We start from the raw sequence: 25921 nt of genomic DNA on the forward strand, positions 1-25921 counted from the left end.
CTCCTGTTCGCAACAACGTGGTGACTGGCAGGCTAACCGCGAGATGTGACGCGCTCGTGAATGGTCACCCGTGCGCTCAGTAATCGCCCTGCTTGCGGAAGGCCCAGCGCCCCGCCAGCACGGTGAAGCTGGCCACCAGCACCACCAGCACCCAGAAACCGTGCGGATGGTCCGCCAGCGGAATCCCGCCCACATTCATGCCGAAGAAGCCGGCCACAATGTTGATCGGCAACGCCAGCACGGTGACCAGCGTCAGCGTGAACAGCGTGCGGTTGGTCTGCTCGTTGAGCTTGGCCGCGATCTCTTCCTGCAGCAGCTTGATGCGCTCGACCAGCGCGGCCAGGTCGCTCAGCACCAGCGAAAATTCCTCAGTGGAGGAGCGCAGATCCTGGATGTCCTGGTCCTGCAGCCAGGCGGGAGGCCGGTTGAGCAGGCGGAACAGCGCGCCAGGCTCGGGCGCGAGCAGCCGCTGCAAGCGCACCAGGCCGCGGCGCATGGAGCCAAGCTCCGCGCGGTTGCCGTGCAGACGATGCGAGAGCAGGCGATCCTCGACCTGGTCCACGGTCACGCTGGTTTCGCGCACGATGCGCACCAGCACATCGGCCTGGTCGCGCAGCAAATGCACCAGCAGCGCCAGCGGCGTGTGGAACAACTCGCCCTGGCGCACCGAGGCGCGCAGCTGGTCAACCGAGCGCAGCGGCTTCATGCGCGCTGTCACCAGGATGCGGCGGTCGGCGCAGGCCCACAGCGTGGAGATATCGGTGGTGGCCACGCCGAAGTTGTAGATCACGTCATTGACCACCGCAAGCAGCGCCGTATCCAGGCGCTCGATGCGGGTGGAGCGCGAGCCCTCGCGCAGCGCCTCGAAGAATCCCTCGGGCAGGTCGAGCTGGCCCTTGAGCCAGCGCTCGCACGCGCTATGCGACAGATTGAAGTGCAGCCAAAGAAACTCGTCGCCCGACGCAGGCTGCCCGAGCCACGCGGCCGCCGCGGCGGAATCGATGGGCTGGCCCGGCTCGCCGGGCAGGAAGCGGAAGCCGCTGACCAGACCAACCGGATCGGAGCCGTAGCTGGCTTCGACGATAGCCGCATGCATGTGGTGCCTCTTCGAAAACGCGAATTCGCGAAGATGGGACATTAGCATGCGGGGATGACGGACGGCACCCGGCCATGGGCTGCGGTCTAGGGCATCTCGCTCTTGCCTGCGCCCGCCCGGCCCCTCCCACTGCGTGGGGGGAGCGAACCAGAGAGAGCAGAAAACGATATTCCGTGTAGCCGTGATTCCCGCCTCCAGGCGGAAATCACCCAAGCGCGATGCAAACCGAGGCGTGGAGGTTTGAATCTCCCGTTATGCGGCGCCTCGTCGTCAGGCCAAAAGAGCGGAAAAGAGGGACCCGTGTCTGAGCATCGCCTTAAGGCGATGTGAGTTTGGGTCCCGGCCGCTCTTTTGGTCTGGCGACGAGGAGTCTTTCGCCGCATCCGGGTCGCCTTCTTTGCCTACTTTCTTGGCGAGACAAGAAAGTAGGTCGCCGCCCCGCAGGGGTGGTGAAACTGCAGTTGCCCTTGACGTTGAGCAGTTGCAGTTGCAGTCAACCTACCCCACCCAATCCCCTCACCCGAACTTGCGCCGGGCATCCAGCGCCAACCCGGAACCAATGCCGCCAAACAGATCGCCCTCGATCCGCTGCGCCCCGGGGATCAGCTCGGACAGCCGCTCACGCAGCAAAGGCACGCTGCTGGACCCGCCGGTAAACAATACGGTGTCGATCGCATCCGCCTGCACGCCCGCATCGCGCAACAACGCCTGCACCGTCACCTCGGTCTTGCCAACCAGCTTCGCAATGGACTGGTCAAAGTCAGCGCGGCTGATCGCCATGGTCTCGCCCGGGGCGATGCGCCCGAGGTCGAGCTGCGTCTGCGGCTCGCCCGACAAGGCGATCTTGGCGGCTTCCACCTGGATCGCGAGCCAGTGGCCGGCGCGCTGCTTGATCAGGCTGATCAGGCGGTCCAGCTTTATCTTGTCGGCGGCATCGCGATAGTTGTCCATCACGTGCGACCATGCCTTGCGGGTGTAGACCAGGTTGATGGTGTGCCAGCTCGCCAGGTCGAAATACTGGCCCGAAGGCATCGCCTTGCCATTGCGCAGCTCGCTGCCCAGGCCCAGGAATGGCATCACGCTCGCCAGGCTCAAGCTCTTGTCGAAGTCCGTACCGCCGATGTGCACGCCGCCGTTGGCCAGGATGTCGCCACGCCGGTCGACCTTGCCGGCCCGCTCGGGCGACAGGCGCACTAGCGAGAAGTCGGAGGTGCCGCCACCGATGTCGGCCACCAGCACCAGTTCCTCACGCGCGATCGTGGCTTCATAATCGAAGGCCGCGGCGATCGGCTCATACTGGAACTCGATGTCCTTGAAGCCGGCATCCGCCGCGATCTCGCGCAGCGTCTGCTCGGCGAGCTGGTCGGCCTTGGGGTCTTCGTCGATGAAGAACACCGGGCGGCCCAGCACGACCTTGTCGAAGCTGGCGCCGGCCGAGGTCTCGGCGCGCTGCTTGAGCTCGCCGATGAAGTGCGAGAGCAGCTTGCGAAACGGCATGGCCTGCCCCATGACCTCGGTGCTGTCCTCCATCATCGAGGTGCCGAGCAGGCTCTTGAGCGAGCGCATCAGCCGGCCTTCATAGCCCGCCAGGTAGTCGCCAAGCGCGGCGCGGCCGTAGCTGACCAGCGGATCCTCTGAATGGAAAAAGATCACGGAGGGCAGCGTGAGCTTGCCATCTTCGAGCGGCAACAGCGTGGGTTGTCCCGGCCGGCACCAGCCCACCGTGGAATTGGACGTGCCGAAATCTAGGCCGCAAGCGTTTGACATCATGTTTCTGGTTTCTTCCCTACTGCATGGTTAAGTCCGGGCCGGGATGGCCGTGCTGGCTGGGCCGTCTTTTTTCCGCGCCGGACGTTGCGGCCAGCATGATAGCAAGCCCGGCCGGCACGCCAGGGCCACGGGAGTGCTCAAGCAGGCGCATTCAGCAGCGCGAGTATCTGCTGGTGCAGCCGCGGGTCGCCGCAGGCCACCACGGTGCCGCCCTGCTGCGCATCCCCGCCGGTCCAACTGGTCATGACGCCGCCAGCGCCTTGCACGATGGGAATCAGCGCCTGCACGTCGTAGGCCTTCAGGCCGGCCTCGACCACGGCATCCACATGGCCTGCCGCGACCATGCAGTAGGCGTAGCAATCGCCGCCGTAGCGCTGCATGCGGGCGGCGTCCGCCACGCGGCGGAAGGCGGCGAACTGCGCCGCGTCCTCGAACATCTCCGGCGTGGTGCACATCAGCTTGGCCTGCGCCAGGTCGGCGCACGGCCGGGTACGCAGGGGCTGGCCGTTGAGCCATGCCTGGCTGCCATCGCCGCTGAACCGCTCGCGCGTGAACGGCTGGTCCATGATGCCGATCACCGGGCGCTGGCCGTCGTTGAGCGCGATCAGCGTGCCCCAGAGCGGCAGCCCGGTAATGAAGGCACGGGTGCCGTCGATGGGATCGAGCACCCAGGTCAGCGGCGAGGTGCCGGCCACGCGGTCTTCTTCTTCGCCCAGGATGCCGTGCTCCGGGTATTTCGCCAGGATCAGGTTGCGCATGGCGCGCTCGGCTGCCTTGTCGGCCGCGGTGACCGGGTCGAAGTGCCGGCCGCCCTTGTCCTCTACCGCCGGGGCGCTGCGGAAGTACGGCAGGCTGGCGTTGCCGGCGGCCTGCGCGAGGCCTGCGGCGAAGTCCATGTATTCGATAAGCTGCTCTGCGGTCAAAGGCATGCGGAGGTCCTGGGGTCCGTGGATGGTGTCGGGGCGGCGGCCGTATGCGGCTGCGGGCAGGCCGGGCTGCGCGCGCGCTGTGGGGCAGCGCTGGCCACGCGGCCCGCCAGCATTGTAGCGGGCCGTGGGAGGCGGGCATCGATCGCCTTTGGCGTCTCGCGGGCGGAGTGCTAATGTCAAGAGTGCGGGTAGCCGTCCATGCGTCGCCCAGCAGTCCGTACCTTCTTTCGCCGAGCTCGCTGAGTGACTCCGGGGACACCCGTTGCCGACGTGCCCGCGTGCCAGGAAAAATTTCCGTCCCGCGTGTAAGTTCGTGCCGCCACCGTCGACAAAGGCACATAAACCGTTGCAGCCGCACCTGCGAGCGCCACGGAACATTGGAGAATGACGGTGGACACAGCCTCCCAGCTATCGCGGCCCGCACAGGGCCGCCGCGGACAAACGTCCGCCTCCATCCAGCCGGCATGGGTGCGCATCACCCATTGGCTCAACGCCATCGCCGTCATCATCATGGTGATGAGCGGCTGGCGCATCTATAACGCGTCGCCACTGTTCGGCCTGCATTTCCCCAAGGGCATCACGCTCGGCGGATGGCTGGGCGGGGCACTGCAGTGGCACTTCGCCGCCATGTGGCTGCTGGTCGCCAACGGGCTGTTCTACTTGTTGATGAACGTCCTCACCGGACGGTTCCGCCGCCGCTTCCTGCCGCTGTCGGTGCCCGCCGCGCTGCGCGATATCGCCGCGGCGCTGCGCGGCCGGCTGGCGCACCCGGACCTGGCTGAATACAACGCAGCCCAGAAGGCCATGTACCTGGGCGTGGTGGTGGTCATCGTGGTCACGGTGCTGTCCGGCCTGGCAATCTGGAAGTCGGTGCAATTCCCGCTGCTGCGCGACCTGATGGGCGGCTATGACGCGGCGCGCTGGGTCCACTTCGTGTGCATGAGCGCCATCGTGCTGTTCATCGTGGTGCATGTGGCCATGGTGGCGCTGGTGCCGCGCACGCTGCTGATCATGCTGCGCGGCCGCTGATCGCCGGCCGTGTTCACGCAAACGCATCCACAGAACTGAATCCACAGAGCCGCATCGCGGAGAACCGCCATGAACAAATCCAAACCCATCGTCACGCTAGACCGGCGCCTGATCCTGCGAGACGCCGTGCGCGAACTCGATATGCCGTCGCGCCGCCTGTTCGCCAAGCGCGCCATCACGCTGGGCGGGCTGTCGATGCTGACGGGTTGCAGCCTGAGCGACGACGCCTCGGTGGAGCGCTTTCTCACCGCGGTATCGCGCTTCAACGATCGCGTGCAAGGCTGGCTGTTCGACCCCAAGCGGCTCGCGCCCACCTACGCAGAGTCCATGATCACGCGGCCGTTCCCGTTCAATGCCTTCTACGGCGAGGACGAAGTACCCGAGGTCGACGGTGCCGACTTCCGGCTGGAGGTCGGCGGCATGGTGGCGCGCAAGGATCCGTGGACGCTCGAGCAGCTCTACGCGCTGCCGCAGACCTCGCAGGTCACGCGCCATATCTGCGTGGAAGGCTGGAGCGCCATCGGCAAGTGGGGTGGCACGCCCTTCTCGGAATTCCTGCATCGCGTGGGTGCCGACACCAGCGCGAAGTACGTGGGCTTTCGCTGTGCCGACGACTATTTCACCAGCATCGACATGCCCACCGCGCTGCATCCGCAGACGCTGCTGACCTTTACCTACGACGGGGAGAAGCTGCCGCCCAAGTACGGCTTCCCCATGAAACTGCGCATGCCGACCAAGCTTGGCTACAAGAATCCCAAGCACATCATGGCGCTGTACGTCACCAACACGTATCCCGGCGGTTACTGGGAAGACCAGGGATACAACTGGTTCGGCGGATCCTGATCCGCTTGAAATTGGCCGGCATGATGCCGGCCTGCACACTGACCAACCCAAGGAGATCTTCATGAACAAAATTTTCGCAGCCACCCTGCTCTCGACCACGATGCTGTTTGCGGGTCATGCCTTTGCCCAGGACTCCATGAAGAAGGATGCCATGAGCAATGACAGCAGCATGGCCAAGGACACCATGGGCAAGGACACCATGGGCAAAGACAAGATGAGCAAGGACAAGATGAGCAAGAGCCACGACAAGATGAGCAAGGACAAGATGGGCAAGGACAGCATGAGCAAAGACTCCATGAGCAAGGACTCGATGGGCAAGGACACCATGGGCAAGGACACGACGAAGCAGTAAGCAGTGCGCCCGCTTGCCTGCCAGGCGAGCGGCGGGCCATGTGACAACGCCCCGGCTTTTGGCCGGGGCGTTGCTTTTCGGGCGCAAGGAATCTCAGGCATCACTCACGCGTCACTTCGGCGTCACTTAAGCATCACTCAGGCGTATCGGGACATACCCGCAGCTGCCGTCACTGAAAGGCGGATGAAAGCACTCGCGCCTACTGTGCTTGGTAAGCCATTGGGGTGCGCCTAAGCGCGCGCGCTTGCTGTCGATGACGATCTGTGGCGGAAACCAGCGTAGCCTCGCGCCGCGCCAGCTTCCTCCGATTCGCGCGCAATTCCGCAAAAAATACCGCGCGTAGCCTGGTCCGCCGTGCCTGCCTTGCCGCAGATGCGCGGCCCGGGTTTCACTGCAGGCGAGGGAGACAGCCTCATGGAACTATTCGAACACCTGGCCCTTGGGTTCTCCACGGCGCTGACACTGCAGAACGTTGGATACTGCTTTCTCGGCTGCGTGCTGGGAACGCTGATCGGCGTGCTGCCCGGCATCGGGCCACTGGCAACCATCGCCATGCTGCTGCCGGTGACCTACACGCTGCCCCCGGTGGCTGCGCTGATCATGCTGGCCGGCATTTACTACGGCGCCCAATACGGTGGTTCCACCACCGCCATCCTGGTTAACCTGCCGGGTGAGTCGTCGTCGGTGGTGACCACCATCGATGGCTACCAGATGGCCAGGCGAGGGCGAGCGGGGGTGGCGCTGGCAACCGCCGGCCTAGGCTCCTTCTTTGCCGGCTGCGTGGCTACGCTGATCCTGGCCGCGTTTGCTACGCCGCTGTCGGAACTGGCATTCAAGTTTGGGCCCGCCGAGTATTTCTCGCTGATGTGCCTGGGCCTGATCGGCGCCGTGGTGCTGGCTTCGGGCTCGCTGCCCAAGGCCGTGGCGATGATCGTGCTGGGACTGCTGCTGGGCCTGGTCGGCACGGACGTGAACTCGGGCGCCGCGCGCTTCTCCTTCGACGTGCCGGAGCTGACCGACGGTGTCGACTTCGTCGCACTGGCCATGGGCATGTTCGGCTTTGCCGAGATCATCGCCAACCTGGAGCAGAAGGAAAACCGCGAAACCTTTACCGATCACGTCACCAACCTGTGGCCCTCCAAGGCGGACTTCAAGCGCATGGCGCCAGCGGTGCTGCGCGGTACCGCGCTCGGCTCCATCCTCGGGATCCTGCCCGGTGGCGGCGCGGCGCTGGCTTCCTTCGCGGCCTACTCGCTGGAGAAGAAGACTTCCAAGTACTCGCATGAATTCGGCAAGGGCGCCATCGAAGGCGTGGCAGGTCCGGAATCGGCCAACAACGCCGCGGCGCAGACCTCCTTCATCCCGCTGCTCACGCTGGGCATTCCGCCCAACGCCGTGATGGCGCTGATGGTGGGCGCGATGACCATCCACAACATCCAGCCGGGCCCGCAGGTCATGACCAGCAACCCCGCGCTGTTCTGGGGCCTGATCGCCTCGATGTGGATCGGCAACCTGATGCTGATCATCCTGAACCTGCCGCTGATCGGCATCTGGGTCAAACTGCTGCAGGTGCCCTACCGCTACCTGTACCCGGCCATCCTGGTGTTCTGCTGCATCGGCGTGTTCTCGGTCAACAACCAGACCTTCGACGTCTTCACCGCGGCTGGCTTCGGTGTGATCGGCTACCTGTTCATCAAGCTCAAGTGCGAGCCGGCGCCGCTGCTGCTGGGCTTTGTGCTGGGGCCGATGATGGAGGAGAACTTCCGCCGCGCGCTCTTGCTGTCGCGGGGGACATTCACCGTATTCCTGACCCGTCCGTTGTCGCTCGGCCTGCTGATCGCGGCCGGGCTGCTGGTCTGCATCGTTGCCCTGCCGTCGATCAAGGCCAAACGCGAGGAAGCATTCCAGGAGGAATGACGCCGGCATGGCGACGCCGCCGCGGGCGGGCGCCTCATCGGTAACAGCGTTAGGGAAAGGGCCGGCACAAGCCTACACTGGGAGAGTGCCGGTCCGGCACGGACGGACATCGATGGGGGTATTGAATGAATTACAGTCCCAGGCAACCTGGTCAGCAAACAGCGCCGACCACACCCTGGAAGACACACTTCCAGCAACCCGGCGAAAAGCGCAGGACCTCCCAGCCCGGCCAGTTTGACCCGCAAGCGGTACAGCCCGCCGACAAGAAATAGCGTGACAAAGCCCGTGCCGCAATAGCCACGGGCTTTGTACTTTATAGCGGGGGATTTGGTTTGTCTGTGCGGCCGGGCTGGCGGCCGGCCGGATGCCTGCTAGGCCACGCTGCGCGCTTCCGCGCGGTCGTGGCCGGCCCAGGTCAGGCGCCACCCGGAGGTAGCGGTCTTGGCGACCAGGCCCGAATCCTGAAGCAGCAATAAATGGTGGCTGAGCTTGGATGCATCGGCATTGCCCAGCGCCTTGGCGAGCTGGAGATCCGTCATCATCGCCTGGCTGTCAGCGCGCAGTGCCGTCAGCACGCGGTCCGCGAAGGACATGTCACGCCTCATCTTGCACTCCCGGTGTCTCGAACGCCCCGGCGGCAGCTTGTCACCGCCACCGCCTCGGGTGAGCGTCAGGTGCTGAACGGGAGCACGCCGGCAGCGGCGGCACCCCGCGCTTCTTGCTGCAACGCAAGATGACACGGTCCAGCCTGACGTTCCGTCTCAGTCGCACTTCAGTTGCGCATTATTTGCGCATTATTTGCGCTTTACTCGCGCCTTGATTTGCGCCTTGATTACTTCTTCTTGCCTGCTGCGCCATCATTGCCGACGCGCGACTGGACGGCACCGAACGGTGCTGCGGGCGCGACCGGCTTCTTGGGTTGCTTGGGCTTCTTGGTTTCGCGATTGCCGCGTAATTGACCTTTGGCCATGGTGTGTCTCCACGAGTGGGTTACTGCATTGCGTGCCAGGCGGCAGATCCAGCATACCCGCTTACTCCAGCGTTCAGGGAAATATCGCGCGCGAGGCGCCTGCGCATGACGGAAGCAGGAGAATCGCCTTCGGCCGTCGCCTGATAACCGCGTGCCATCGCCCCGCCAAGTAAATCGGACGCCACCGGGCAAACAGCGTATGCTCGTTGAAGAAAGGAGATCAACATGTCTCAAAATCATGCGATCTACAAGGGGTTCAAGGTTTCGGCCAATGTACGTCGCTCGTTCGACGAAAGCGCCAATGCCGAACTCGCACGGGCGAGCTTTCTCGCCACCGTGACCATCACGCAGGTCAGCGGCGACAGCGGCTCGCTCAGGCTGGTGCCACCTTTGCTCGAGCATGTCGCGCACACGCCGCACGATGCCATCGACCTGGCCGTGTCCTATGCCAGGACCGTCATCGACGACATGTCCACCTTCGTCAAGCGCAAGTAATCCCGCCCCCTCGATTCGCCCGGAATTGCAGTCCATCGCGCGGCCGCCCTGACCGGCCTGGCCGCAGCCACGCCCAGCAAGACTTCCCCACGAAAAAACAGGAGACGACCATGGACCGACAGATCAAGAACAAGGCGGAACTGCGCGCGATGATTCGCGCCGAGCAGCAGAAATTCGCGGAATGCAGCGGCGCCTGCTTCGGCGACGTTTGCTGGCATGCGCCGGACGCAGGCGGCTGCAATTGGAATCTGTCCACCATGGAGGGCGGCGACAGCGCGGCCTGCATCGAGAGGATCCGGCCATTCACGGCCACGCTGCAGGCGCAATACAACATTCCCGACGAGGGGAAGTAAGGCGGCCAGGCGCCTGGTGCCACGTAACTAGTGCCCCAGGCGCTCGATCCGGGCCTTGGCGTTCTCCAGGGCATCCGCCATGGCAAGCTCGCGCGAGCTGAACGCGTTGCCCTGGTTTTCAAAACGGCCGTGCGTATCCAGGGTATAGACCCAGTTCCATTGCCCGAAAGTGCGCTGCGTCAACTCCAGGTTGACGTAATGGCCCTGATAGAAAAAACTCTCCGGCATCGATCACCTCGTTCAGTTACGGCCTGCCGGGCATCGGGCACCGGCTTTCCCGTGATACGACAGGTAGCGCCGGGCCACACCAGCGCCACGAGGGGCGCTATGCGCAACGCCATGTCTATCGTACGCGCAAATCCGCGGGCGAGCGCCGATTGACGGAAAATGGTATCATTGGCAGTCTTGGCCGTTCGCCGACCCTCTTCTCGTCGGCCCAAACGTGCCGGCTGCCAGACATCATCAAAATATTAACGGCAGCCTGTCGGGCGTACACCCGATTCGTTCAGGGCGACAACCGCCCATCACCCTCCCGACCCGGCGGCATGTCCGCTCCGTAACCTGTGCGCATGTACCTGGCGCATCAGCCTGCGCAAGCACGGTCCACTCATCACCAGCTGCCTTTCCCGCGCAAATGCGCGAGACCTGACGTTGCTGGACAACGCAAACACGGCGACCGATCGCCAGAAGAGAGCACGCGGCGCACCATGAGATGCGCTCAACGTTGCCTCAGATCGTCCGCCCGCATAAGGGCAACACCTTGAATCAAAGCATCAATCGCACCAATAGCACCACCCGCGCCACCCGCGCCAATCCGTACACGGTGTCGGTCTACCCGATACAACAAGAGCCAGGCGTGTGGTTTGCGACCTATCTGATCGCCGAATACAAGAACGGCTCCGAATGCATCGTCGCCAACGTCTCGATGCGCCATGCCACGCATGGCACCGAAGCCCAGGCTAAACAGGCCGCCCGACGCGCGGCCGAGAGCGTCGCTGCCGATATGCGCCTGCAATAAGCCGGCCACACGAAAAGCAACCCGCATGCGTCTCAACCTACTGTGCAGCAGGTCTTGCTGCAAAAGGATCATCCTTGGCTAAAGAAGAACTAGTGGAATTTGGTGGACAAGTATCGGAAGTACTGCCGGACAACCGTTTTCGCGTCATCCTGGAAAATGGTTTCCAGGTGTGGGCCTATTCGTCCGGCCGCCTGAAGAAGAACCGCATTCGTATCCTGGCCGGCGATCGCGTCACGCTGGAAATGTCGCCCTACGACCTGACCAAGGGCCGGATCAACTACCGCCACAAGTACTGATACTGGTCGGCCGGATACGCTGCCGCGCCGTCAAGCTGTTGGCCCGCGGCCCCTCCCACCCTCTAACGAAAGGAAGAAACATGTCGATCAGCGAAGAATGGGAAGAGATGCACCTGACGCCAGGTGGCTGGGTAGGCGGAAGCTATCGCCACGTGCCGGGACCGGAAGTCACGGTGGAGCGCCCCGCGGATGAAGTGCTAACCGTGCGCAGGCATGTATGCGCAACCTATTGCGGCCCGTCGCGCGCCACGGAAGACAGGACGCCGCAGACCGAAGACATGGCACTGATCGAATCGCTGCTGGCCCGCTTCGGCAGCCCGGCATTCGGCGTCTAGCCAGGCAGTCCGGACCAGCACGATCTCCCGGGCGCTCCCCGCGCCCGTGCCAGCGCCAGGCAACGCGATGACTCAGCCAGGAAACCGCATGCGCGGCATGCTGACACCAACGCGCGAACCAACCGGGCGCAATTCGCCCTCGAAAGGCTGCGCGCCCAGGTCCAGCACGTAGTCTCCTTCGCCAGCCTTGTCATAGAGGTTGTCACGAATCGCTTGCCCGATCGCCAGCCGGCACAATGCCTCGAAGCTGTCGACCATTTCGCCCGCCAAGGCCGCCTCGTTGGCCTGAACCCCGAATGAACGCCTGCCGTCACCGACGAAACTGGTGAAGCGCACACCCGTCGGATGACTGGAGTCGAGAAAGCTGACGGCTACATGGTAGGCGATGCCCTTGCCTTGCCCCGGTAGCGTGCAGAGGAAGTTGGATGGTGTGGCAACCTTGTTCATGACGTATGCGCTCGCGGCGCCGGCGCAACTGCGCACGGCAGGTTTTGACAGGTAGACCGGCAGGGCGGGCATTGCACGGCGCGGTCCCGTTTCCTCTTGCTTCCCATTGCCTGGCGGTGGCCGCCCCCCCTACGATACCAGTTGGCAACACCTGCATCACGGCAAGCACGGGCAACGCCGCGCTACTGGGCCAGATTCTGCCGGCGCAGCGTTACAGCGTAGCGACAGACTCCCCGGGGATCAGCCCGTTAATAATATCTTCACCGAACTTCACGGCACCCCTGCGCGCCGTGCCGATATTCTCCCAAGGGGTACTTTCCAGGCGGAACACGCGCGTGCGTTCACTGCCGGGCCGATGGCCTTCGCGGCAGATCACCACGGACGCGTTGAAGCTGCGATCCGGCTTGGTCCTCGGCCAGGATTGCGCGGGCTGGATCTTGTACACCAGCGGATAGAGGTCGAAACCCTTGTAGCAGGCGGAAGGCGTATTGTTCATGTAGTGCTCCAGGCGGCTTGATGCCGCAGCTGGCCTTGTGCCGGTTCGCTCGCAATGGCCAATGCCTAGGCCCAATGCGCCAGCACGCGGGCAAGCTAGGGAGCCATCAGGCGATCGACGACAATCACGATCGCGTTCCCTGGCTTGTCCTGCTTGCAATGGACGCCAAGGCGTGCGCGCAGATACCGGTCAAGGCTGCGTTGTAGTTGATATAAGGCGTCCTGGTCCGCGTTGCTCAATTGCTCCGCGACGTCCTGCGCCATCTCTATTTCAAGCGCCCTGGCTGGCCAGGTAAAGCTCCTGGCATCAGGGATCTGCCAGTTTGCCGTCACCACGCGTTGCCCCGCCGGCCAGATCCTGACGTCTTGCCCGGTGATCTCGTCAAGGACGGGCTTCACGAAGGCAACGAGATCTAGCATGACGATGCACCGACGAACGATCGGCGCGCCGTCGGTCCGATGGACAAGCAGGACATCCCGGGGATCTCGTCAACTGGCGACGACGCAGCGGTGGCTGGCTGCTCGGCCAAGCCATGGACAGGCGAGGACATGACAGGCGCGCCTGCGTCATCCTCGTGCAACGACGGACATTGCCGCATCTCGCTCTAGGCGTCAGAGCGAGACGACGGATTGCCCGGGAATCGCGCCGTTGATGATGTCCTCGGCGTAACGAACGACACCACGGCGCGCAGCGCCGACGTTGTCCCACGGCACTGTGTCGAGGCGGAACGTACGGGCCTGCGTCCCCTCGGGCTCGCCACCTTCGCGGCAGATCACGACAGCGGCATCGAAGGTCCGGTCCGGCCTGCGTTCCGGCCAGGTGCGCACCACGGCGTGCTTGTACACGAGAGGGTATAAGTCGAACCCTTTGTAGCTGGCAATCGGATTGATGTCCATGATGCACTCCACAGTTCCACTGAGTCCCACTCTACTCCTTCTACTCCTATTAGGAGCCGCTCCATGACCTTTATTTTGGCCGAGCGGGCGGGACTGGCGCGGGAGCAGCCGCCGGGGCAACCGACGGCATGGCTGCCGCATTGCCAATAGCCGCTGCAGCAGCAACGGGGGGCGTAGCAGCAGCGGGAGTAGCGGCGGCGCCAGGCGCGGTCCGCGCGGGCTTTGCCGCCACGGGCTCGGTCAGGGTCAGCAGCATGTCCGCATACCAGGCAGAGTTCAGCCCAAGCACTTCGTCCTCCGCCAGGTCGCGCGAGCCGACGTCGAAGCGAGCCGAGTGGATGCCGAGCAGCATCCACGGCAGGTCCAGCTTGTCGCCCCGGCCATCGCGCATGCGCGAGACTACGAGCGCGCCGCTGGTGCCGCGGTGAGTCCTGGCATCGGTCAGGAAAAACCCCTGGCCCTGGAAACGCAATCCGTACGCGGACGCGACCACGGCCTGGCGCGCAACCGGCAGATGATGGAGCGCGTCATGAAAACCCAGGGGAAACCCAACGATCAACAGGGAGTCGCCCACCTCGACGCGGTCGGAAGGCTGCGCCAGATGTTCCGGCGTGAAGGCCCGGTAAAGCAGCTTGGGCGGCAACGCCTTGCGCTCAATCTCCACCACGGCGACATCGACCGGACCACCGCCGTCCTCGCCTTCGCGCCAGACGGCAAGCCCGTCACGGTACAGCGGAATCGAAAAGCCGATCGAGTCGGCCATGTTTTCCGGCTGGCTGTGCAGTTCGATCTCGATACGGTCCGGGTGGTGCTTGCTTGGCTCGTCGAACACCACATGGCGGCTGGTCACCACGAAGAGCCGGCCATCGCGCTCGAAGAAGAATCCGCTCGCATTGGTCAGCGGCTGCTGGCCTTCGAAGGACGAGACCCGGACGGCGGCTAGAAGGATGGATTCGACCATAGGCATGATGTTTTATGCGCTTGCGCACCTCGATGATTCCCGGTCGGTAAAAAAAAAGCCCCGCTAAGCGGGGCTTCTTTCTAGGCGATTCGAATCGGCTCGATTAGATCGGCTCGATCTTGGTCGCTGCGGGGCCCTTTTGGCCAACGCCTGCGACGTAACGCACTTTCTGGCCTTCTTGCAGCGACTTGAAACCGCCGCCTTGAATTTCCGAGAAATGCGCGAACAGGTCGTTGCCGCCTGCGTCAGGGGTGATGAAGCCGAAGCCCTTGGAGTCGTTGAACCACTTGACGGTACCGGTTTCCATGCTGGATATCCTTTAAACCTTAAAAGTTCTGGATGAGCCTGATGCTCACCAGGCATGACGATCAAGGAAGGAACATGGAGCAAACGAATCGCCGCTTGGAGGGGACGATCCATAACATCTGAGTAACCGCTTGAAAGATCCTGCACCAACGTTTATACAGGGCTGGGATAGGCATGTCAACTTACTGAAGAAAAAAGTGCCTCATTGGTTGCGGGCACGGTCTTTTCCACACCTCGCGCCACGCATCGCGCGCGCCCACGTGCGCGAACAGATACAAGCTCGCGGCGGCGGTTTATAGCAGCATGAACGTGCTACAGTCACCCACCTTCCGCCGTCGGATTCCGCATGTCGCCTTGCCCAGCCTGCCTCGCCATCGACACCAACCGTGGTGGCTCGCCAGGCCATGCGTTGCTCAGGATCACCGACACGCAGCGCATCAAGGTGCCACGCCGCCCTGCAATGACAGTCAGTACCTTTGTGTGCCAGGCCTGCGGCACCGGCTGGATCTACCGCGACGGCAAGAACGTCGATGCGCAGGGCTGGCAGCTAGCGCCGCAGCAGGCGCCGGTCCCGGACCTTCAATGATCCAGGCACGCGCCTGCATCGACGCGGCGCCGTAGCACCACACCACCAAGACGGGCCCAACAAGCCCCGCAAGCCCATTAGCTGGCAATCACCACCACTGCCGCGTCTTTCACGCGAGACAGCGCTGCACGCCCGCGCCACCTGGCCGCGGCGGCGCGCGTCACGCCTCGCGGCAACCCTTCAGGAACAGGATGATCCAGCGTATCGGACTATTTTTCACCGTCAGCCTGCTGCGTTTGCTCGCCGCCTTGCCTTATAGCGTGTGCGCCCGCGTCGGCATGGGCCTGGGCGCCCTGCTCTATCGCATTCCAAGCCGGCGCCGCAGCGTGGTGCAGACCAACCTGCGGCTTTGCTTTCCCGACCAGAGCGAAGCGCATCGACATGCCCTGGGACAGGCGCATTTCAGCCACGTGATTCGAAGCTACCTGGAACGCGGGGTGCAATGGTATGGCTGTGCCGGCAAGCTGAATGACCTGGTCGAGCTGGAGTCCGCCATCGAGCTCGGCAACACCGAGGCCGGCCCGACCATCTTCCTGGGATTCCATTTCGTGGCGATCGAGGCCGGCTGCATGTTCTACTCGATCAAGCATCCGGTGGCCTCACTCTACTCGAAGATGTCGAACCCGTTGCTGGAACAACTCGCCAAGCAGCAGCGCGGCAGGTTCGGCACGGAGATGATCCCGCGCAATGGCAGCGTGCGCCAGGCCTTGCGCGCGCTCAAGTCGGGCACGCCGCTGATGCTCGCGGCAGACATGGATTTTGGCTTGCGCGATTCGGTATTCGTGCCGTTTTTCAACGTCCCCGCTTGCACGCTCACCTCGGTGTCGCGCCTCGCCGCGCTCAGCGGCGCGCGCGTCGTGCCCTTCACGACCTCTGTCCTGCCTGGCTACCGCGGCTACAAGCTGAAGATATTCGATGCGCTGGCGGGCTACCCCTCCGGCGACGAGAAGGTCGACGCGCTGCGCATGAACGCGTTCCTGGAGCAGCAGGTCCGCGCCATGCCGGAGCAATACTACTGGGTGCATCGCCGCTTCAAGCACCGCCCCGAAGGCGAGGCGCCTGTCTACTGAAATGCCTGCAGCGGCGCGCGCGCGCCGCCCACTTTCCCTTCAGCCTTCGTAGCCATCCAGGCCCACGCGATAGAGCGTGGCGCCCACCGTCTCCAGCAGCGCACGCGCCGCGTCGGAAAACGGCTCGCTGGCAAGCAGCGCGGCCAGGCCGGCCACGGCATCGTCCACCGATAGCTCCACCGTGTCGTCGTTGGCGATGCGCTCGAAGGTGCTGATCACTACTGTCGGATCCATCCAGATTCCCCTGCAAAAGTCGAACTCTGCCCCCGGGCCTGATGCCCGGGCTAGCAAGCTGCGCGCATGGTAGCACCCCGGCGCGGCCTCTCAGCGCTTTGGCGGCAAGGCACGCAGGCGGCGATTCACTTCCAGCAGCGTGTCGCAATCGTCGCCTCGGTTGGCGCTGCGCTCGCGGATATAGGCGGTGATGGCCAGCAGCGGACGCTTGCGTTCGTTGCATGTCGCTGGCGAAGGGTGAGCACAAGGCACTTCCACCTCCTTGACCAGGCTATCGCGCACGATGGTGAGCAGATCACCGCACTGCGCCACTTCGACCGCAGATGCCGCCTCCGTCTGCTCGGCAAAGGCATGGCCTGCCGGCACGCCGAGCGTCACCGCAGCGAACACGACATGACGAAGGCAAACGTGTCTCCCGGGCGCGCGCTTTTCGTGTGCGGCGGATCGACTGAGAACGGCGGCGATAGCACTGCATTTTTTACAAAACGCGGCCTGCATGGGTCGGAGAAAGTGCAAGATGGCGTGTTCTTGTTCGGTAACGACAGGCCAGGGATCTGATCTGGCGGCGGCAACCGCCTGCGCGTGACAGCCACGGGCAAAGCGGCCCTGCCCTGCCCCCCATGCAGGATTCATTCCCTCAGCCGCCGTCCCCCCGCACGCCTTCGGCATTCACGCTACCGGCTTGCCGGCAACGCCGCCAGGCCATCCAGCAGCGCCTTGTGGAACGCCATTGGATCCTGCATCTGCGGCGCGTGGCCCAGCGCCGGAAACTCCACCAGCCTGGCATTCGGCAGCGCCTTCAAGGTGCGCAGCGCCAGCACCGGATAGTTGCCGACCTTCGCGCGGACTTCCGGCGGTGCTGCATCCTTGGCGATGGCCGTAGTGTCCTTGTCGCCGATCAGCAGCAAGGTTGGCGTCTTCAGCGCGCCCAACTCGTACACGACCGGCTGCGTGAAGATCATGTCGTAGATCAGCGCGGAGTTCCAGGCCACCTGCTGCTTACCCGGGCCGCGGTTCATGCCCGCCAGCATCTGCACCCAGGGCTCGTACTCGGGGCGCCACGTGCCCACATAGTAGGTAGCTTTTTCGTAGCTGCGGATCTTGTCAGCGTTGGTGGCGAGCTCACGGGCATACCATTGATCCACCGACAAGGATGGCACGCCCAACGCCTTCCAGTCTTCCAGGCCGATCGGGTTGACGAGCGCCAGTTGCTCCGTCTGTTGCGGATACATCAGCGCATAGCGCATCGCCAGCATGCCGCCCGTGGAATGCCCGATCACCGTCGCCTGCTGGATCCCGATGGATTCCAGCAAGGCGTGGGTGTTGCGCGCCAGTTGCTGGAAACTGAACTGATAGTGCGCCGGCTTGCTGGATTTGCAGAAGCCGATCTGGTCCGGCGCAATGACGCGATACCCGGCCGTGCTGAGTACCTTGATCGTGTCCCCCCAGGTCGCCGCGCAGAAGTTCTTTCCATGCAGCAAGACCGCGGTGCGGCCGTTGGCGCGCTCTGGCTTGATGTCCATGTAAGCCATCTGCATCGCCTCGCCTTGCGAGGTGAACGCAAACTGCTGCACCGGCGCCGGATAGTCGAAGCCTTCCAGCTCGGGGCCATATGCGGGCCCATCGTCGGCGGCAGCCAGCGCGACGGGGGCGGTGGCAACGGCTGCCAATGTGAGCAAGGCAAGCAGGAATTGGCGATGAAACGTCATGGGCGTGGTCTCGGCTAACGAAAAAGAAACGGACAACGGCCTTACGCCGCCAGCCGCGCGCGCTCCGGCGGCGCGGCAAAGTCCAGCACCGGCCCCGCCGGCACCACGCCACTCGGATTGATGGAGCGGTGGCTTTCATAGTAGTGCCGCTTGATATGGTCGATATTGACCGTCGCCGCAATCCCCGGCAACTGGTAGATGTCGCGCGTGAAGCCAGACAGGTTCGGATAGTCGGCGATGCGCCGCAGGTTGCACTTGAAGTGCCCCACATAAACCGCGTCAAAGCGTACCAGCGTTGTGAACAGGCGGATGTCGGCCTCGGTAAGCCGGTCGCCCAGCAGGAAGCGGCGCGTGGCGAGCCGCGCCTCGAGCCAGTCGAGCGTATCGAACAACGGTGTCACCGCCTCTTCATAAGCGTCTTGCGTGGTGGCAAAGCCGGATTTGTAGACGCCGTTGTTGAGCGTGTCGTACACCCGTGCGTTGACTTCGTCGATTTCCGCGCGCAGCGCCGCCGGATAGTAGTCGCCCGCCTTGGCGCCAATACCATCGAAGGCGGTGTTGAACATGCGGATGATCTCTGACGACTCGTTATTGACGATGGTTGCCCGCTGCTTGTCCCACAGCACGGGCACGGTGACGCGCCCGGTGTAGTCGGGATCGGCGCCGGTGTAGACCTGGTGCAAGAGCCGCGCACCGTTGACCGTGTCCGGCACCACGCCCGCGCCCTCGGCGAACGTCCATCCCTCGCCGAGCATCAGCCAGTGCACCGTGGATACGCTGATCATCTCTTCCAGCCCCTTGAGTGTGCGCATGATCAGCGTGCGGTGCGCCCACGGGCAGGCCAGGCTCACGTACAGGTGATAGCGCCCGGCCTCGGCCTTGAAGCCACCGGCGCCGCTCTGGCCGGCGGCGCCATCGGGCGTCACCCAGTTGCGAAAGGCAGCGTCCTTGCGAACGAAGCGGCCGCCGGTGGATGCCGTGTCGTACCAGCGGTCTTGCCATTTGCCGTTGACGAGCAGTCCCATGTCGATACTCCTTTTTTGATGCGGTGAGGTAGGCGTCTTAGTCGGCGCTAACGGGTTGCGACGGCGCGTCGATGAACTGCACGATAGCTGAAATGGTCTGCCCTGGCGCTTCTTCCATCAGCCAGTGCCCCGAGCCCTTGACGATCACGCCTTGCACATGGGTGGCGACGAGACGCGCCTGGTCGATCAGGAAACTACCCGAAGCCTTCTCGCCCGCCAGCACCAGCATGGGCATCGGCAGCGGGTGCTTTGCCAGCGCCGCGAAGTCTTCGGCATCCTGCGGGAACGCACGGAAGAACTCGAATCCCGCGCGCATCCGGCCCGGCTTGGCGTAGTTGGCAGCATAAATCCGGCGATTTGCCTCCGACACCGAGTGCTTCGGGTCAGCGGCGAAATCGTTCCAGAAGTGTTCAAAGTAGGTACGCTCGCGGCCCTTCACCAGCTTCTCCGGCGTGTCGCCGTAGAAGTTGAAGTGCCACTTGTCGCGCAGCAGCCAGACCTTTTGCCAGTCGCCCACGCCGGGCAGGAACGCGTCCATCAGCGTCACGCTTTCCACTTCGCCCGGGTATTGCGCGGCGTAAGTGTAAGCCACCATCAGGCCGATATCGTGGCCAACAATGTTGATCTTGCGATAGCCGAGAGCCTGGACCATGGCGTGAATGTCCTGCGCCATGTTCTTCTTCTCGTAGCCCGACTCAGTCATCGCCGAGTCGCCCGCGCCGCGCAGGTCCGGCGCGATCACCGTACGCTTGTCACCAAGCTTCGCCATCAGCGGCAGCCACATATGGCTGGATTCCGCGTAGCCGTGCAGTAGCACGACCGGCGTGCCACTACCGCGCCCGGATTGCAGGTAGTGCAAGGCAACGCCGTTCGCCTTGATCGTATGAGAGACGACGGCGGCGGCAGCGGCTTCGGCGCGTGGCGCAGCGAGCGCGCCGAACACCAGCAATGCGGCGCCGGCGTAGCTTGCGATGCGATGAATGAGAGCCATGACTTTTCTCCGGTGACTGTGCCATGGCTGGACGTACTCTCCTGGCCGACGGCGCTTGCAAACAAAGGGGTTTCGGGAATCGGGTGAAGCATTGCGACGAATATTGCGCCGGCACATGTGTTTTGCCGTACGATTTTCCCGATGAACTCGTTCGACGGAGTTGAACATGTTGTCAGAAGACGAACTGGCCTTGCTGGAAGCCATCCGGGACAGCGGCAGCCTCTCGCGCGCCGCGGCGCGCCTGGGCAAGGCGCCATCGACCGTCTCCCACGCCGCCCGGCAACTGGAGGGCCGCTTTGACGCCCTGCTGTTCGACCGCCGCCGCTACCGCCTGCAACTCACCCCTGCCGGCCACCTGCTGGCCGAAGAGGCCGCGCGCCTGATGCAGGACGTATCGCGCATGACCCAGCGCGTGCGGCAGGTGGCGAGCGGCTGGGAAGATCGTCTATGGATCGTCACGGATGAAGTGCTCGAGTTCGAATTGCTGATGCCGGTGATCCGCAGCTTCGATGCGCTCAAATCCGGCGTGGCGCTGCGCCTGACCCACGAAGTCCTCAGCGGCACCTGGGAAGCGCTGCGCGACGGCCGCGCCGATGTGATCGTCGGCGCGACCAATGAGCCACCCGCCATCCCCGGCCTGCGCTGGTTCGAGCTCGGCGTGGTCGAATGGGTCTTTGCCGTGGCGCCGCGCCACCCGCTTGCCAGCGTAGCCGAGCCGCTCACGCGCCAGCGCATCTCGGCGCACCGGGGCGTGGCTGTGGCCGATTCATCGCGCGGTACCGCAGGGCGGGCCTACGGCCTGGTGGGCGGGCAAGCCTCGCTGGCCGTGCCGAGCATGCGCGCGAAGATCCTGGCGCAGCGCGAGGGGCTGGGCGTCGGCTGGCTGCCGCGGCACCGCGTGGCTTCGCTGCTCAAGCGTGGGGAGCTGGTGGAAAAGCGCACGGCCGATCCGCGCGAGCCCAACACGCTGTATGTGGCGTGGCGGGGCGACCATGAGGGCCGCGCGCTCGAATGGTGGCTGGATCAGTTTCGGCAGCCACGGCTGGCGAAGCGCCTGGTGCAGGGCATGGATCTGTTTGCGCAAGCGGGCCCGAACTGGCCGCCGGCAGGATAAGCAAGATCAACAAGGTGCCGATGCTGCGGGCCGTTCCATACCGCTGCTGATGTGTGCACTCCGACAGGCAGTTGCCCGCAAGCAGCAATTTATAGAGCGTGGCCGCGCGTGGTCGAGGAATGAAATCAAAGCCCGGCCACAATGTGGCGCATGGCCGGGACGCCGTCGATTTCCATGGCGCAGCCAGTACCGGCCTGCCAGACGCTGCCAAGGCTGCCACTGCGCAACAGGTGCGGCGGCCAGTCGTCACGGATGGCTTCGGGCCCAGTGAAGCTGTCGCTGAGCAAATTCCCCGAGGCGGCCTGATTCCGTGCGCCGGCCAGGCGCTTGAACGACACCTGGATGCGACCCCGCCAGCCGGGTCGATGGTTGGCCCACAGGGCATCGACTGCCGCGGCCAGGCCCGTTCGGTCCGGCAGGCGGGTGTGGTTATGCACCAACTGCACCAGATCGGTGAGCCAGTGCGCCGGTGCGCCGAGCAGCTGCTCGGCCCATTGAGCGCTGACGCTCTGCCAGACCACCAGCGGGTAGCGGCGCCCCACCCGGTCTCGGGACGCGGCCATGACACCAATCAGGTAGCTGCCCTCGCTGGGGAACTTCAGGCCGCGCGTGCGCAGGATGAAATGACACGGTTCAGCCGCGCGCAATCGGGCTTGGCCCGCGAGGCTGGGTGGCGTCAGATGCAACCAATGCGGCGCCTGGCCGACAATGGAAAGCGCTGGCGCCCGGACCGGAGCTTCGGCCTGCCCGGGGTCGAACCAGTTCCGCCACATCGCCACCTGGGCCAGGGGCGCATTGTGGCGAACAAAGTCCCCTTGCGCTGGCAGCTTGCCGAAAATCGACGGTGCCGTAATCACCCCGACCTCCCCGGACACTGGAAGCCCTGCAGCAGGGCGGTGGTCCATGGATTCGCGAGACTGCCGGTGTTGATGTCGAGCTTCGCCTTGCGGCCGTCAAAGTCATACTCGGCCACGAAGTGGCTGGCTGTCGCCGAGCCGGCCAGCTTACCCTTGGCAATCACGCGCATCAGGGCCCACGGGCCGTTGGCGGTCAACGTCGAGGTGTCGGGGCGGATGCGCGGGCTGGCGGTGATTTCGGCACCCTGCCCGCCGCGCGGGCCTGGCCAGGTCACCTTGAGCGGGATCACCGGGCCGTGCACGTAGCGCTGGCTCTGCCCATCGAAATCCATGTTCAGCTCGACGATTTCGGGATCGAGCTCTATGACCTTCAGGTCGACCTTCCAGGCCATCTTCTTTGCGCCCGGATCACGGAAGAACACCTCCCGGATCTCCTTGGCGCGCTGGAACGGCACCAGGCTCGGGCCGGCCACCGGTGGCACATCGGGCGCGGTCAACTTGTAGCGCCACGGCGAGATGGTGGTATCCACGTGTGGAGCCAGTACCTTCTGGAAGAAGTCGTCCAGCACACCGCCGGTAGCAAAGACGCGTGCAAGATCCTCCGGATCCACGTCCTGCATCGACGTCGGCGTGAACGGATACTTGCCGTCGACGGCACTGCGGCAACTTTCGCCGATCACAGCGTCCATCTGGGCAATCAGGATGTCGCCAACGCCCTTGTTGACATCCCGGGTGCCCTGCACGACCAGATCGGCCAACACCGCCTTGAAGGGCGCCGGCAGCTTGGCCGCCTCCATGCGCAATTGCGCCCCAGCCTCTGACGGGGGCGGCAGGTTCCGGGTGTTCAGCGCATTGTTGGCCACTACCAGGCTGGTGTAGTAGGCGTTAACCATGCCGGCTATCGTATCCAGCTGCGGCTTCCCGGCGGCAGCCTGCGCACCCGGGTTGGCGGCATCGGCCTGGCCGGTCACCACTTCGCGCAGCGCGGCGAAGCGGCTGTCGACCACCTCGCGCTCCTGGCGAGCCTCGGCGCGGGCGGTCAGCGCGTTGACCTTGTCGGATTTCTTGTCCAGCGCGGACAGCGCCTTCTCCGCCAGGGACTTATCCTCGGGGTCCACCGGACGGCTCAGCGTGGTTTCCTGCACCGCTGCCCGGCCCAGCCGGGCCAGCGGGGAGTCCGGCGCGGCGAAATTGCGCAGGATCTCCAGGTCAAAGGCCAGGTTGTTGCCGGTCACCGTCCGGATATCGCCCAGGAATTCCTCCCAGTGCCGCGCATACTCGCTCAGGTACAGGCGTCGAATCTCGCGCGTCAGGGGATCGTTGCCTGTCAGCTTGCCCGCGGCGCTCTCAAGCGTTTTTTTTTGAGCGCCGAGCCCCGTGCCCCTTCCCATGACCCAGGTATCAACCGCCTGTGCCTTGCCGACGAATTCCGGCAGGCGCGCATTGAACAGGTCGTGGTAGCCGGCGTAGGTGAAGAGCCCAGGGATGCCCCGCTCCAGCGGCTCACCACTGGCTCGGGTGAAGACCGTGCCAGCCTGCGGCCCGACCGCGCGCACCAGCGTGAAATCCTGTGGCGCCTCCTCCATCATGGCCGCCTTGGCGCGGTCGTAGAGGCGTTCGACGGAAGTATTTCCATCCAGGAAATCCCGCGCCGAGCGGATCAGCGCCTCGTTCTTTGCGTATGGCGACAACACGGGACGACTGCCATCCAGCAGGCTGTCCAAATGCGCGAGCACAGCCACCCGACCACCGAAGGCCTCCGCCCCGTTGCCGGTTGCCCAGTCGCTTTGCAGCCAGCTGCGCACGTCGGACGCGTTGAACTTGTCCCTGTCGTGCAGCATCAGGTAAACCCGCAGGGTGTCGTAGGTCTGCTTGGCATCGCGCTGATCGACCGCGGTGGACAGCACGGCTTCGACCCGGCGTACCAGGTATGGCACCAGCAGGTTGTCCTGCAATCTCGTATGGGTCTGGGTCGCGGCGCCCAGCAGCGGCGGCACGCTGTAGAGGCCATACCGCCAGTCGACAGACGGATCGGCCAGATTCAGGCTGGCGTAGGCGGGCAGGTCGCGGGCCGCAGCCAGCACCTCGGGCATCGTATCCGGCTGCGGCTTCTTGTAGAAGCTCGTCACGGTGGCGGCGAGCGCCTTGGCCTTCTCCTGCACCACGTCCTGATAGTTATGGTTGTGGCCGAAGCTGTTATAGAACGCACCGGCCAGCCACAGGAAGATCACCAGTGCCAGCGCGTGGACAAGCAGGCGCAGCAGGCGGAAGCGGAATTCCCAGCGCAGGTTCGGCTTCACCAGGTGCGCCTCGGGCACGATGATGCGCTTGAAAACATCCTGCAGGAAGTAGCTGCGGTTGCCGGTGGCCTTCCCCGCGGCGGCGCCAGCGGCTTTGCCCGCCTTGCCACTGCCAAGCAGTTCCCGGAAGACGGTGCTTGCATCTGCGACCACTGCCCCCTCTGTTTGCGCGGCACTGGTGAAATACACGCCGCGCAGCATGGCATTGCGCTCGGTGTCGTCGTACCGCGAGTCCAGGAACATCTGCTCCAGCATCGCGACAAGCGGTTCCGTCAGGCTCCTAAGCTCATCGCGCAAGGCATAGAGCGCCTTGCGCCGGCCCACATCGAACTCCTCGGACAGTCGGCCCTCCAGCCCCACCTCCAACCGCGTCACCAATGACTGCATCTCCTTGCGGCACTGCGCAGCGGCATCAACAGCTGGCTGTCGCGGCCACCGCTTGCGCTTGCCCGCAACCGGCAAGGTGAACCCCCAGGGCTGGGCCCGCCCCTCGCTGGTCAGGCATTGGAAGTAGTCAGTGAAGCCGGCAAGCTGATCGAGCTTGGTCACCAGCACATAGATGGGGAACTGGATGCCCAGTTCCTCACGCAGTTCGGCCAGGCGCGCCCGAATCCTGGCCGCTTCGGCAACCCGCTCCTCGGCGGAATGCCGAAGCAGGTCCGCCACGCTGATCGTCACCAGCGCACCGTTGAGCGGGGCGCGGGCACGGTGTTTTCGCAGCAAGCCAAGAAAACCCTTCCATTCGGCCAGATCGATCGCCGAACCCGATTCCTGCGCCGTGTAGCGGCCTGCCGTGTCGATCAGGACCGCCTCGTTGGTGAACCACCAATTCGTCTGCTCCGTGCCCTGCCGTGCGCGAGCCGCCGCGCTCATTTGCTCGGCAATCGGGAATTGCAGCCCGGCGTTCAACAAGGCTGTCGTCTTGCCAGCCCCTGGCACGCCGACCATCATGTACCAGGGCAGTTCGTAGAGGTAGCGCCGTCCCTCGAACAATCGGCCGATCCGGCTGCCGGTGCGCATGCCCTTAAGCTGGCGCAACGCAGTCTGGATGGCGGTGTTGAGCGCGGCAACTTCATCCTTGGCGACCACCTCCTGGCGCTTCCCGCCAAAGTTCAGCAGGCTCGCGACGAAGGTCTCATCCGTACGTGCACGCTGCCAGATCAGGTACAGCACATACGCAACGAACACGAGGACAATGGCCGAGATCAGCAGGATACGGACCGAACTCGGCGCCAGCGGATGGCTGGCGCCAACGGCAAGTAACGGCCCCGCGTGCCAGATCAGCAGGCATAGCGCGGCGACCCCGATCGTGGACACCGGCCAGCCAAGCAGCCAGAAAAGCGCCAGCGCCAGCAACAGCACGATGGCGGTGGCGCGCGCGCCGAGGCCCGCCAGCGGATGCATGCCATTGAATCCAAGCAGCGGTCCGATAAACCAGATGGCTGCCGCCACCAGAAGCACGGCGACAAGTGCTAGCGTCTGCCGGGAGACGAGCGCGCCCCCAATACGTTTCAGAAATTCCATGC

The 25921-nt window shown here is 64.3% G+C and carries 31 protein-coding genes; 12 read left to right on the top strand and 19 right to left on the bottom strand.

Features of this window, described 5'->3' with window-relative positions; all coding sequences use genetic code 11:
- Nucleotides 1-76: 76 nt before the first annotated feature.
- The 3 genes from AC1RQC_RS33555 to hisN form a co-directional block, all read right to left on the bottom strand.
- On the bottom strand, nucleotides 77-1096 hold the full coding sequence (locus tag AC1RQC_RS33555; RefSeq protein WP_492813098.1) for a transporter: 1020 nt from the start codon (nucleotides 1094-1096) through the stop codon (nucleotides 77-79).
- Nucleotides 1097-1612: 516 nt separating this feature from the next.
- Nucleotides 1613-2866, bottom strand: coding sequence for an Hsp70 family protein (locus AC1RQC_RS33560; protein ID WP_459372993.1), 1254 nt, complete (start codon nucleotides 2864-2866; stop codon nucleotides 1613-1615).
- 137 nt (nucleotides 2867-3003) lie between these two features.
- Entirely contained in the window at nucleotides 3004-3795 is a 792-nt protein-coding gene (gene hisN / locus AC1RQC_RS33565; RefSeq protein WP_492813100.1) for a histidinol-phosphatase, read from the bottom strand.
- A 384-nt stretch (nucleotides 3796-4179) separates the two neighbouring features.
- Between hisN and AC1RQC_RS33570 the strand changes: the two genes are divergently transcribed.
- From AC1RQC_RS33570 to AC1RQC_RS33585, 4 genes are all read left to right on the top strand, one after another.
- Entirely contained in the window at nucleotides 4180-4824 is a 645-nt protein-coding gene (locus tag AC1RQC_RS33570) for a cytochrome b/b6 domain-containing protein (protein WP_492373378.1), read from the top strand.
- 69 nt (nucleotides 4825-4893) lie between these two features.
- Nucleotides 4894-5667 carry a molybdopterin-dependent oxidoreductase gene (locus AC1RQC_RS33575; protein ID WP_459372991.1) on the top strand — a complete coding sequence of 258 codons (774 nt, stop codon included), beginning with the start codon at nucleotides 4894-4896 and terminating at the stop codon, nucleotides 5665-5667.
- 61 nt (nucleotides 5668-5728) lie between these two features.
- Nucleotides 5729-6019 carry a pentapeptide MXKDX repeat protein gene (locus AC1RQC_RS33580; RefSeq protein WP_492373377.1) on the top strand — a complete coding sequence of 97 codons (291 nt, stop codon included), beginning with the start codon at nucleotides 5729-5731 and terminating at the stop codon, nucleotides 6017-6019.
- A gap of 414 nt (nucleotides 6020-6433) precedes the next feature.
- Nucleotides 6434-7936, top strand: a complete 1503-nt coding sequence (locus AC1RQC_RS33585; RefSeq protein ID WP_006157964.1) for a tripartite tricarboxylate transporter permease — start codon at nucleotides 6434-6436, stop codon at nucleotides 7934-7936.
- Between the two features lie 371 nt (nucleotides 7937-8307).
- Here AC1RQC_RS33585 and AC1RQC_RS33590 read toward each other — a convergent pair whose 3' ends face one another.
- A complete protein-coding gene (locus tag AC1RQC_RS33590) occupies nucleotides 8308-8529 on the bottom strand; it encodes a hypothetical protein (protein WP_043344159.1) in 222 nt (73 codons plus the stop codon).
- Between the two features lie 239 nt (nucleotides 8530-8768).
- Nucleotides 8769-8906, bottom strand: coding sequence for a hypothetical protein (locus AC1RQC_RS33595; protein ID WP_006157962.1), 138 nt, complete (start codon nucleotides 8904-8906; stop codon nucleotides 8769-8771).
- 225 nt (nucleotides 8907-9131) lie between these two features.
- Here AC1RQC_RS33595 and AC1RQC_RS33600 point away from each other — a divergent pair, with 225 nt between their 5' ends.
- Complete coding sequence (locus tag AC1RQC_RS33600; RefSeq protein ID WP_006157961.1) at nucleotides 9132-9401, top strand: hypothetical protein; 270 nt, start codon at nucleotides 9132-9134, stop codon at nucleotides 9399-9401.
- Nucleotides 9402-9511: 110 nt separating this feature from the next.
- Nucleotides 9512-9754, top strand: a complete 243-nt coding sequence (locus AC1RQC_RS33605; RefSeq protein WP_492885837.1) for a hypothetical protein — start codon at nucleotides 9512-9514, stop codon at nucleotides 9752-9754.
- Between the two features lie 27 nt (nucleotides 9755-9781).
- Here the strand turns inward: AC1RQC_RS33605 and AC1RQC_RS33610 are convergent, their stop codons facing one another.
- Nucleotides 9782-9982 carry a hypothetical protein gene (locus AC1RQC_RS33610; RefSeq protein WP_150988681.1) on the bottom strand — a complete coding sequence of 67 codons (201 nt, stop codon included), beginning with the start codon at nucleotides 9980-9982 and terminating at the stop codon, nucleotides 9782-9784.
- A 484-nt stretch (nucleotides 9983-10466) separates the two neighbouring features.
- On the opposite strand from AC1RQC_RS33610, the gene AC1RQC_RS33615 reads away from it, so the two are divergent.
- From AC1RQC_RS33615 to AC1RQC_RS33625, 3 genes are all read left to right on the top strand, one after another.
- Complete coding sequence (locus AC1RQC_RS33615) at nucleotides 10467-10772, top strand: isochorismatase (protein ID WP_492885839.1); 306 nt, start codon at nucleotides 10467-10469, stop codon at nucleotides 10770-10772.
- Nucleotides 10773-10846: 74 nt separating this feature from the next.
- The gene (gene infA / locus AC1RQC_RS33620) at nucleotides 10847-11068 is read left to right on the top strand and encodes a translation initiation factor IF-1 (protein ID WP_006157957.1); all 222 of its coding nucleotides are present in this window, start codon (nucleotides 10847-10849) and stop codon (nucleotides 11066-11068) included.
- Nucleotides 11069-11148: 80 nt separating this feature from the next.
- Nucleotides 11149-11403, top strand: coding sequence for a translation initiation factor 1 (locus tag AC1RQC_RS33625; RefSeq protein WP_150988684.1), 255 nt, complete (start codon nucleotides 11149-11151; stop codon nucleotides 11401-11403).
- A gap of 72 nt (nucleotides 11404-11475) precedes the next feature.
- Here AC1RQC_RS33625 and AC1RQC_RS33630 read toward each other — a convergent pair whose 3' ends face one another.
- The 6 genes from AC1RQC_RS33630 to AC1RQC_RS33655 form a co-directional block, all read right to left on the bottom strand.
- On the bottom strand, nucleotides 11476-11850 hold the full coding sequence (locus tag AC1RQC_RS33630; protein WP_150988687.1) for a hypothetical protein: 375 nt from the start codon (nucleotides 11848-11850) through the stop codon (nucleotides 11476-11478).
- A gap of 211 nt (nucleotides 11851-12061) precedes the next feature.
- The gene (locus AC1RQC_RS33635) at nucleotides 12062-12346 is read right to left on the bottom strand and encodes a hypothetical protein (RefSeq protein WP_150988690.1); all 285 of its coding nucleotides are present in this window, start codon (nucleotides 12344-12346) and stop codon (nucleotides 12062-12064) included.
- Nucleotides 12347-12441: 95 nt separating this feature from the next.
- Nucleotides 12442-12765 (bottom strand): hypothetical protein, encoded by a 324-nt coding sequence (locus AC1RQC_RS33640; protein WP_416047718.1) that lies wholly within the window; start codon nucleotides 12763-12765, stop codon nucleotides 12442-12444.
- A gap of 192 nt (nucleotides 12766-12957) precedes the next feature.
- Nucleotides 12958-13242 carry a hypothetical protein gene (locus AC1RQC_RS33645; RefSeq protein WP_492885841.1) on the bottom strand — a complete coding sequence of 95 codons (285 nt, stop codon included), beginning with the start codon at nucleotides 13240-13242 and terminating at the stop codon, nucleotides 12958-12960.
- Nucleotides 13243-13312: 70 nt separating this feature from the next.
- Complete coding sequence (locus AC1RQC_RS33650) at nucleotides 13313-14209, bottom strand: trypsin-like peptidase domain-containing protein (protein WP_492373374.1); 897 nt, start codon at nucleotides 14207-14209, stop codon at nucleotides 13313-13315.
- A gap of 97 nt (nucleotides 14210-14306) precedes the next feature.
- A complete protein-coding gene (locus AC1RQC_RS33655) occupies nucleotides 14307-14510 on the bottom strand; it encodes a cold-shock protein (protein WP_006157950.1) in 204 nt (67 codons plus the stop codon).
- 345 nt (nucleotides 14511-14855) lie between these two features.
- Between AC1RQC_RS33655 and AC1RQC_RS33660 the strand changes: the two genes are divergently transcribed.
- Complete coding sequence (locus tag AC1RQC_RS33660; protein WP_267605672.1) at nucleotides 14856-15095, top strand: hypothetical protein; 240 nt, start codon at nucleotides 14856-14858, stop codon at nucleotides 15093-15095.
- Nucleotides 15096-15286: 191 nt separating this feature from the next.
- Nucleotides 15287-16165 carry a lipid A biosynthesis lauroyl acyltransferase gene (locus tag AC1RQC_RS33665; protein ID WP_492373373.1) on the top strand — a complete coding sequence of 293 codons (879 nt, stop codon included), beginning with the start codon at nucleotides 15287-15289 and terminating at the stop codon, nucleotides 16163-16165.
- 39 nt (nucleotides 16166-16204) lie between these two features.
- Here the strand turns inward: AC1RQC_RS33665 and AC1RQC_RS33670 are convergent, their stop codons facing one another.
- The 5 genes from AC1RQC_RS33670 to AC1RQC_RS33690 form a co-directional block, all read right to left on the bottom strand.
- Nucleotides 16205-16399, bottom strand: coding sequence for a hypothetical protein (locus AC1RQC_RS33670; RefSeq protein ID WP_043344120.1), 195 nt, complete (start codon nucleotides 16397-16399; stop codon nucleotides 16205-16207).
- A 90-nt stretch (nucleotides 16400-16489) separates the two neighbouring features.
- Nucleotides 16490-16789 carry a hypothetical protein gene (locus tag AC1RQC_RS33675; RefSeq protein ID WP_492373372.1) on the bottom strand — a complete coding sequence of 100 codons (300 nt, stop codon included), beginning with the start codon at nucleotides 16787-16789 and terminating at the stop codon, nucleotides 16490-16492.
- 284 nt (nucleotides 16790-17073) lie between these two features.
- A complete protein-coding gene (locus tag AC1RQC_RS33680) occupies nucleotides 17074-18108 on the bottom strand; it encodes an alpha/beta fold hydrolase (RefSeq protein ID WP_492830635.1) in 1035 nt (344 codons plus the stop codon).
- A 41-nt stretch (nucleotides 18109-18149) separates the two neighbouring features.
- The gene (locus tag AC1RQC_RS33685) at nucleotides 18150-19133 is read right to left on the bottom strand and encodes a glutathione S-transferase family protein (protein ID WP_492885843.1); all 984 of its coding nucleotides are present in this window, start codon (nucleotides 19131-19133) and stop codon (nucleotides 18150-18152) included.
- A 37-nt stretch (nucleotides 19134-19170) separates the two neighbouring features.
- Nucleotides 19171-20124 carry an alpha/beta fold hydrolase gene (locus AC1RQC_RS33690; RefSeq protein WP_492885845.1) on the bottom strand — a complete coding sequence of 318 codons (954 nt, stop codon included), beginning with the start codon at nucleotides 20122-20124 and terminating at the stop codon, nucleotides 19171-19173.
- Between the two features lie 166 nt (nucleotides 20125-20290).
- Here AC1RQC_RS33690 and AC1RQC_RS33695 point away from each other — a divergent pair, with 166 nt between their 5' ends.
- The gene (locus AC1RQC_RS33695) at nucleotides 20291-21238 is read left to right on the top strand and encodes a LysR family transcriptional regulator (protein WP_492830632.1); all 948 of its coding nucleotides are present in this window, start codon (nucleotides 20291-20293) and stop codon (nucleotides 21236-21238) included.
- Nucleotides 21239-21363: 125 nt separating this feature from the next.
- Here the strand turns inward: AC1RQC_RS33695 and tagF are convergent, their stop codons facing one another.
- Nucleotides 21364-22113, bottom strand: a complete 750-nt coding sequence (tagF, locus tag AC1RQC_RS33700) for a type VI secretion system-associated protein TagF (RefSeq protein WP_492830631.1) — start codon at nucleotides 22111-22113, stop codon at nucleotides 21364-21366.
- A complete protein-coding gene (tssM, locus tag AC1RQC_RS33705; RefSeq protein WP_492885847.1) occupies nucleotides 22092-25919 on the bottom strand; it encodes a type VI secretion system membrane subunit TssM in 3828 nt (1275 codons plus the stop codon). Before tssM ends, tagF begins: the two co-directional genes overlap by 22 nt.
- Nucleotides 25920-25921 lie beyond the last annotated feature (2 nt).

The sequence above is a fragment of the Cupriavidus sp. GW822-FHT03E04 genome, from assembly GCF_058801495.1.

What these genes read in the sequence shown, in the direction of transcription:
- AC1RQC_RS33555 (WP_492813098.1), bottom strand. Translation starts at nt 1,096, where the DNA reads ATGCATGCGGCTATCGTCGAAGCCAGCTACGGCTCCGATCCGGTTGGT.
- AC1RQC_RS33560 (WP_459372993.1), bottom strand. Translation starts at nt 2,866, where the DNA reads ATGATGTCAAACGCTTGCGGCCTAGATTTCGGCACGTCCAATTCCACG.
- hisN (WP_492813100.1), bottom strand. Translation starts at nt 3,795, where the DNA reads ATGCCTTTGACCGCAGAGCAGCTTATCGAATACATGGACTTCGCCGCA.
- AC1RQC_RS33570 (WP_492373378.1), top strand. Translation starts at nt 4,180, where the DNA reads ATGACGGTGGACACAGCCTCCCAGCTATCGCGGCCCGCACAGGGCCGC.
- AC1RQC_RS33575 (WP_459372991.1), top strand. Translation starts at nt 4,894, where the DNA reads ATGAACAAATCCAAACCCATCGTCACGCTAGACCGGCGCCTGATCCTG.
- AC1RQC_RS33580 (WP_492373377.1), top strand. Translation starts at nt 5,729, where the DNA reads ATGAACAAAATTTTCGCAGCCACCCTGCTCTCGACCACGATGCTGTTT.
- AC1RQC_RS33585 (WP_006157964.1), top strand. Translation starts at nt 6,434, where the DNA reads ATGGAACTATTCGAACACCTGGCCCTTGGGTTCTCCACGGCGCTGACA.
- AC1RQC_RS33590 (WP_043344159.1), bottom strand. Translation starts at nt 8,529, where the DNA reads ATGTCCTTCGCGGACCGCGTGCTGACGGCACTGCGCGCTGACAGCCAG.
- AC1RQC_RS33595 (WP_006157962.1), bottom strand. Translation starts at nt 8,906, where the DNA reads ATGGCCAAAGGTCAATTACGCGGCAATCGCGAAACCAAGAAGCCCAAG.
- AC1RQC_RS33600 (WP_006157961.1), top strand. Translation starts at nt 9,132, where the DNA reads ATGTCTCAAAATCATGCGATCTACAAGGGGTTCAAGGTTTCGGCCAAT.
- AC1RQC_RS33605 (WP_492885837.1), top strand. Translation starts at nt 9,512, where the DNA reads ATGGACCGACAGATCAAGAACAAGGCGGAACTGCGCGCGATGATTCGC.
- AC1RQC_RS33610 (WP_150988681.1), bottom strand. Translation starts at nt 9,982, where the DNA reads ATGCCGGAGAGTTTTTTCTATCAGGGCCATTACGTCAACCTGGAGTTG.
- AC1RQC_RS33615 (WP_492885839.1), top strand. Translation starts at nt 10,467, where the DNA reads ATGCGCTCAACGTTGCCTCAGATCGTCCGCCCGCATAAGGGCAACACC.
- AC1RQC_RS33625 (WP_150988684.1), top strand. Translation starts at nt 11,149, where the DNA reads ATGTCGATCAGCGAAGAATGGGAAGAGATGCACCTGACGCCAGGTGGC.
- AC1RQC_RS33630 (WP_150988687.1), bottom strand. Translation starts at nt 11,850, where the DNA reads ATGAACAAGGTTGCCACACCATCCAACTTCCTCTGCACGCTACCGGGG.
- AC1RQC_RS33635 (WP_150988690.1), bottom strand. Translation starts at nt 12,346, where the DNA reads ATGAACAATACGCCTTCCGCCTGCTACAAGGGTTTCGACCTCTATCCG.
- AC1RQC_RS33640 (WP_416047718.1), bottom strand. Translation starts at nt 12,765, where the DNA reads ATGCTAGATCTCGTTGCCTTCGTGAAGCCCGTCCTTGACGAGATCACC.
- AC1RQC_RS33645 (WP_492885841.1), bottom strand. Translation starts at nt 13,242, where the DNA reads ATGGACATCAATCCGATTGCCAGCTACAAAGGGTTCGACTTATACCCT.
- AC1RQC_RS33650 (WP_492373374.1), bottom strand. Translation starts at nt 14,209, where the DNA reads ATGCCTATGGTCGAATCCATCCTTCTAGCCGCCGTCCGGGTCTCGTCC.
- AC1RQC_RS33655 (WP_006157950.1), bottom strand. Translation starts at nt 14,510, where the DNA reads ATGGAAACCGGTACCGTCAAGTGGTTCAACGACTCCAAGGGCTTCGGC.
- AC1RQC_RS33660 (WP_267605672.1), top strand. Translation starts at nt 14,856, where the DNA reads ATGTCGCCTTGCCCAGCCTGCCTCGCCATCGACACCAACCGTGGTGGC.
- AC1RQC_RS33665 (WP_492373373.1), top strand. Translation starts at nt 15,287, where the DNA reads ATGATCCAGCGTATCGGACTATTTTTCACCGTCAGCCTGCTGCGTTTG.
- AC1RQC_RS33670 (WP_043344120.1), bottom strand. Translation starts at nt 16,399, where the DNA reads ATGGATCCGACAGTAGTGATCAGCACCTTCGAGCGCATCGCCAACGAC.
- AC1RQC_RS33680 (WP_492830635.1), bottom strand. Translation starts at nt 18,108, where the DNA reads ATGACGTTTCATCGCCAATTCCTGCTTGCCTTGCTCACATTGGCAGCC.
- AC1RQC_RS33685 (WP_492885843.1), bottom strand. Translation starts at nt 19,133, where the DNA reads ATGGGACTGCTCGTCAACGGCAAATGGCAAGACCGCTGGTACGACACG.
- AC1RQC_RS33690 (WP_492885845.1), bottom strand. Translation starts at nt 20,124, where the DNA reads ATGGCTCTCATTCATCGCATCGCAAGCTACGCCGGCGCCGCATTGCTG.
- AC1RQC_RS33695 (WP_492830632.1), top strand. Translation starts at nt 20,291, where the DNA reads ATGTTGTCAGAAGACGAACTGGCCTTGCTGGAAGCCATCCGGGACAGC.
- tssM (WP_492885847.1), bottom strand. Translation starts at nt 25,919, where the DNA reads ATGGAATTTCTGAAACGTATTGGGGGCGCGCTCGTCTCCCGGCAGACG.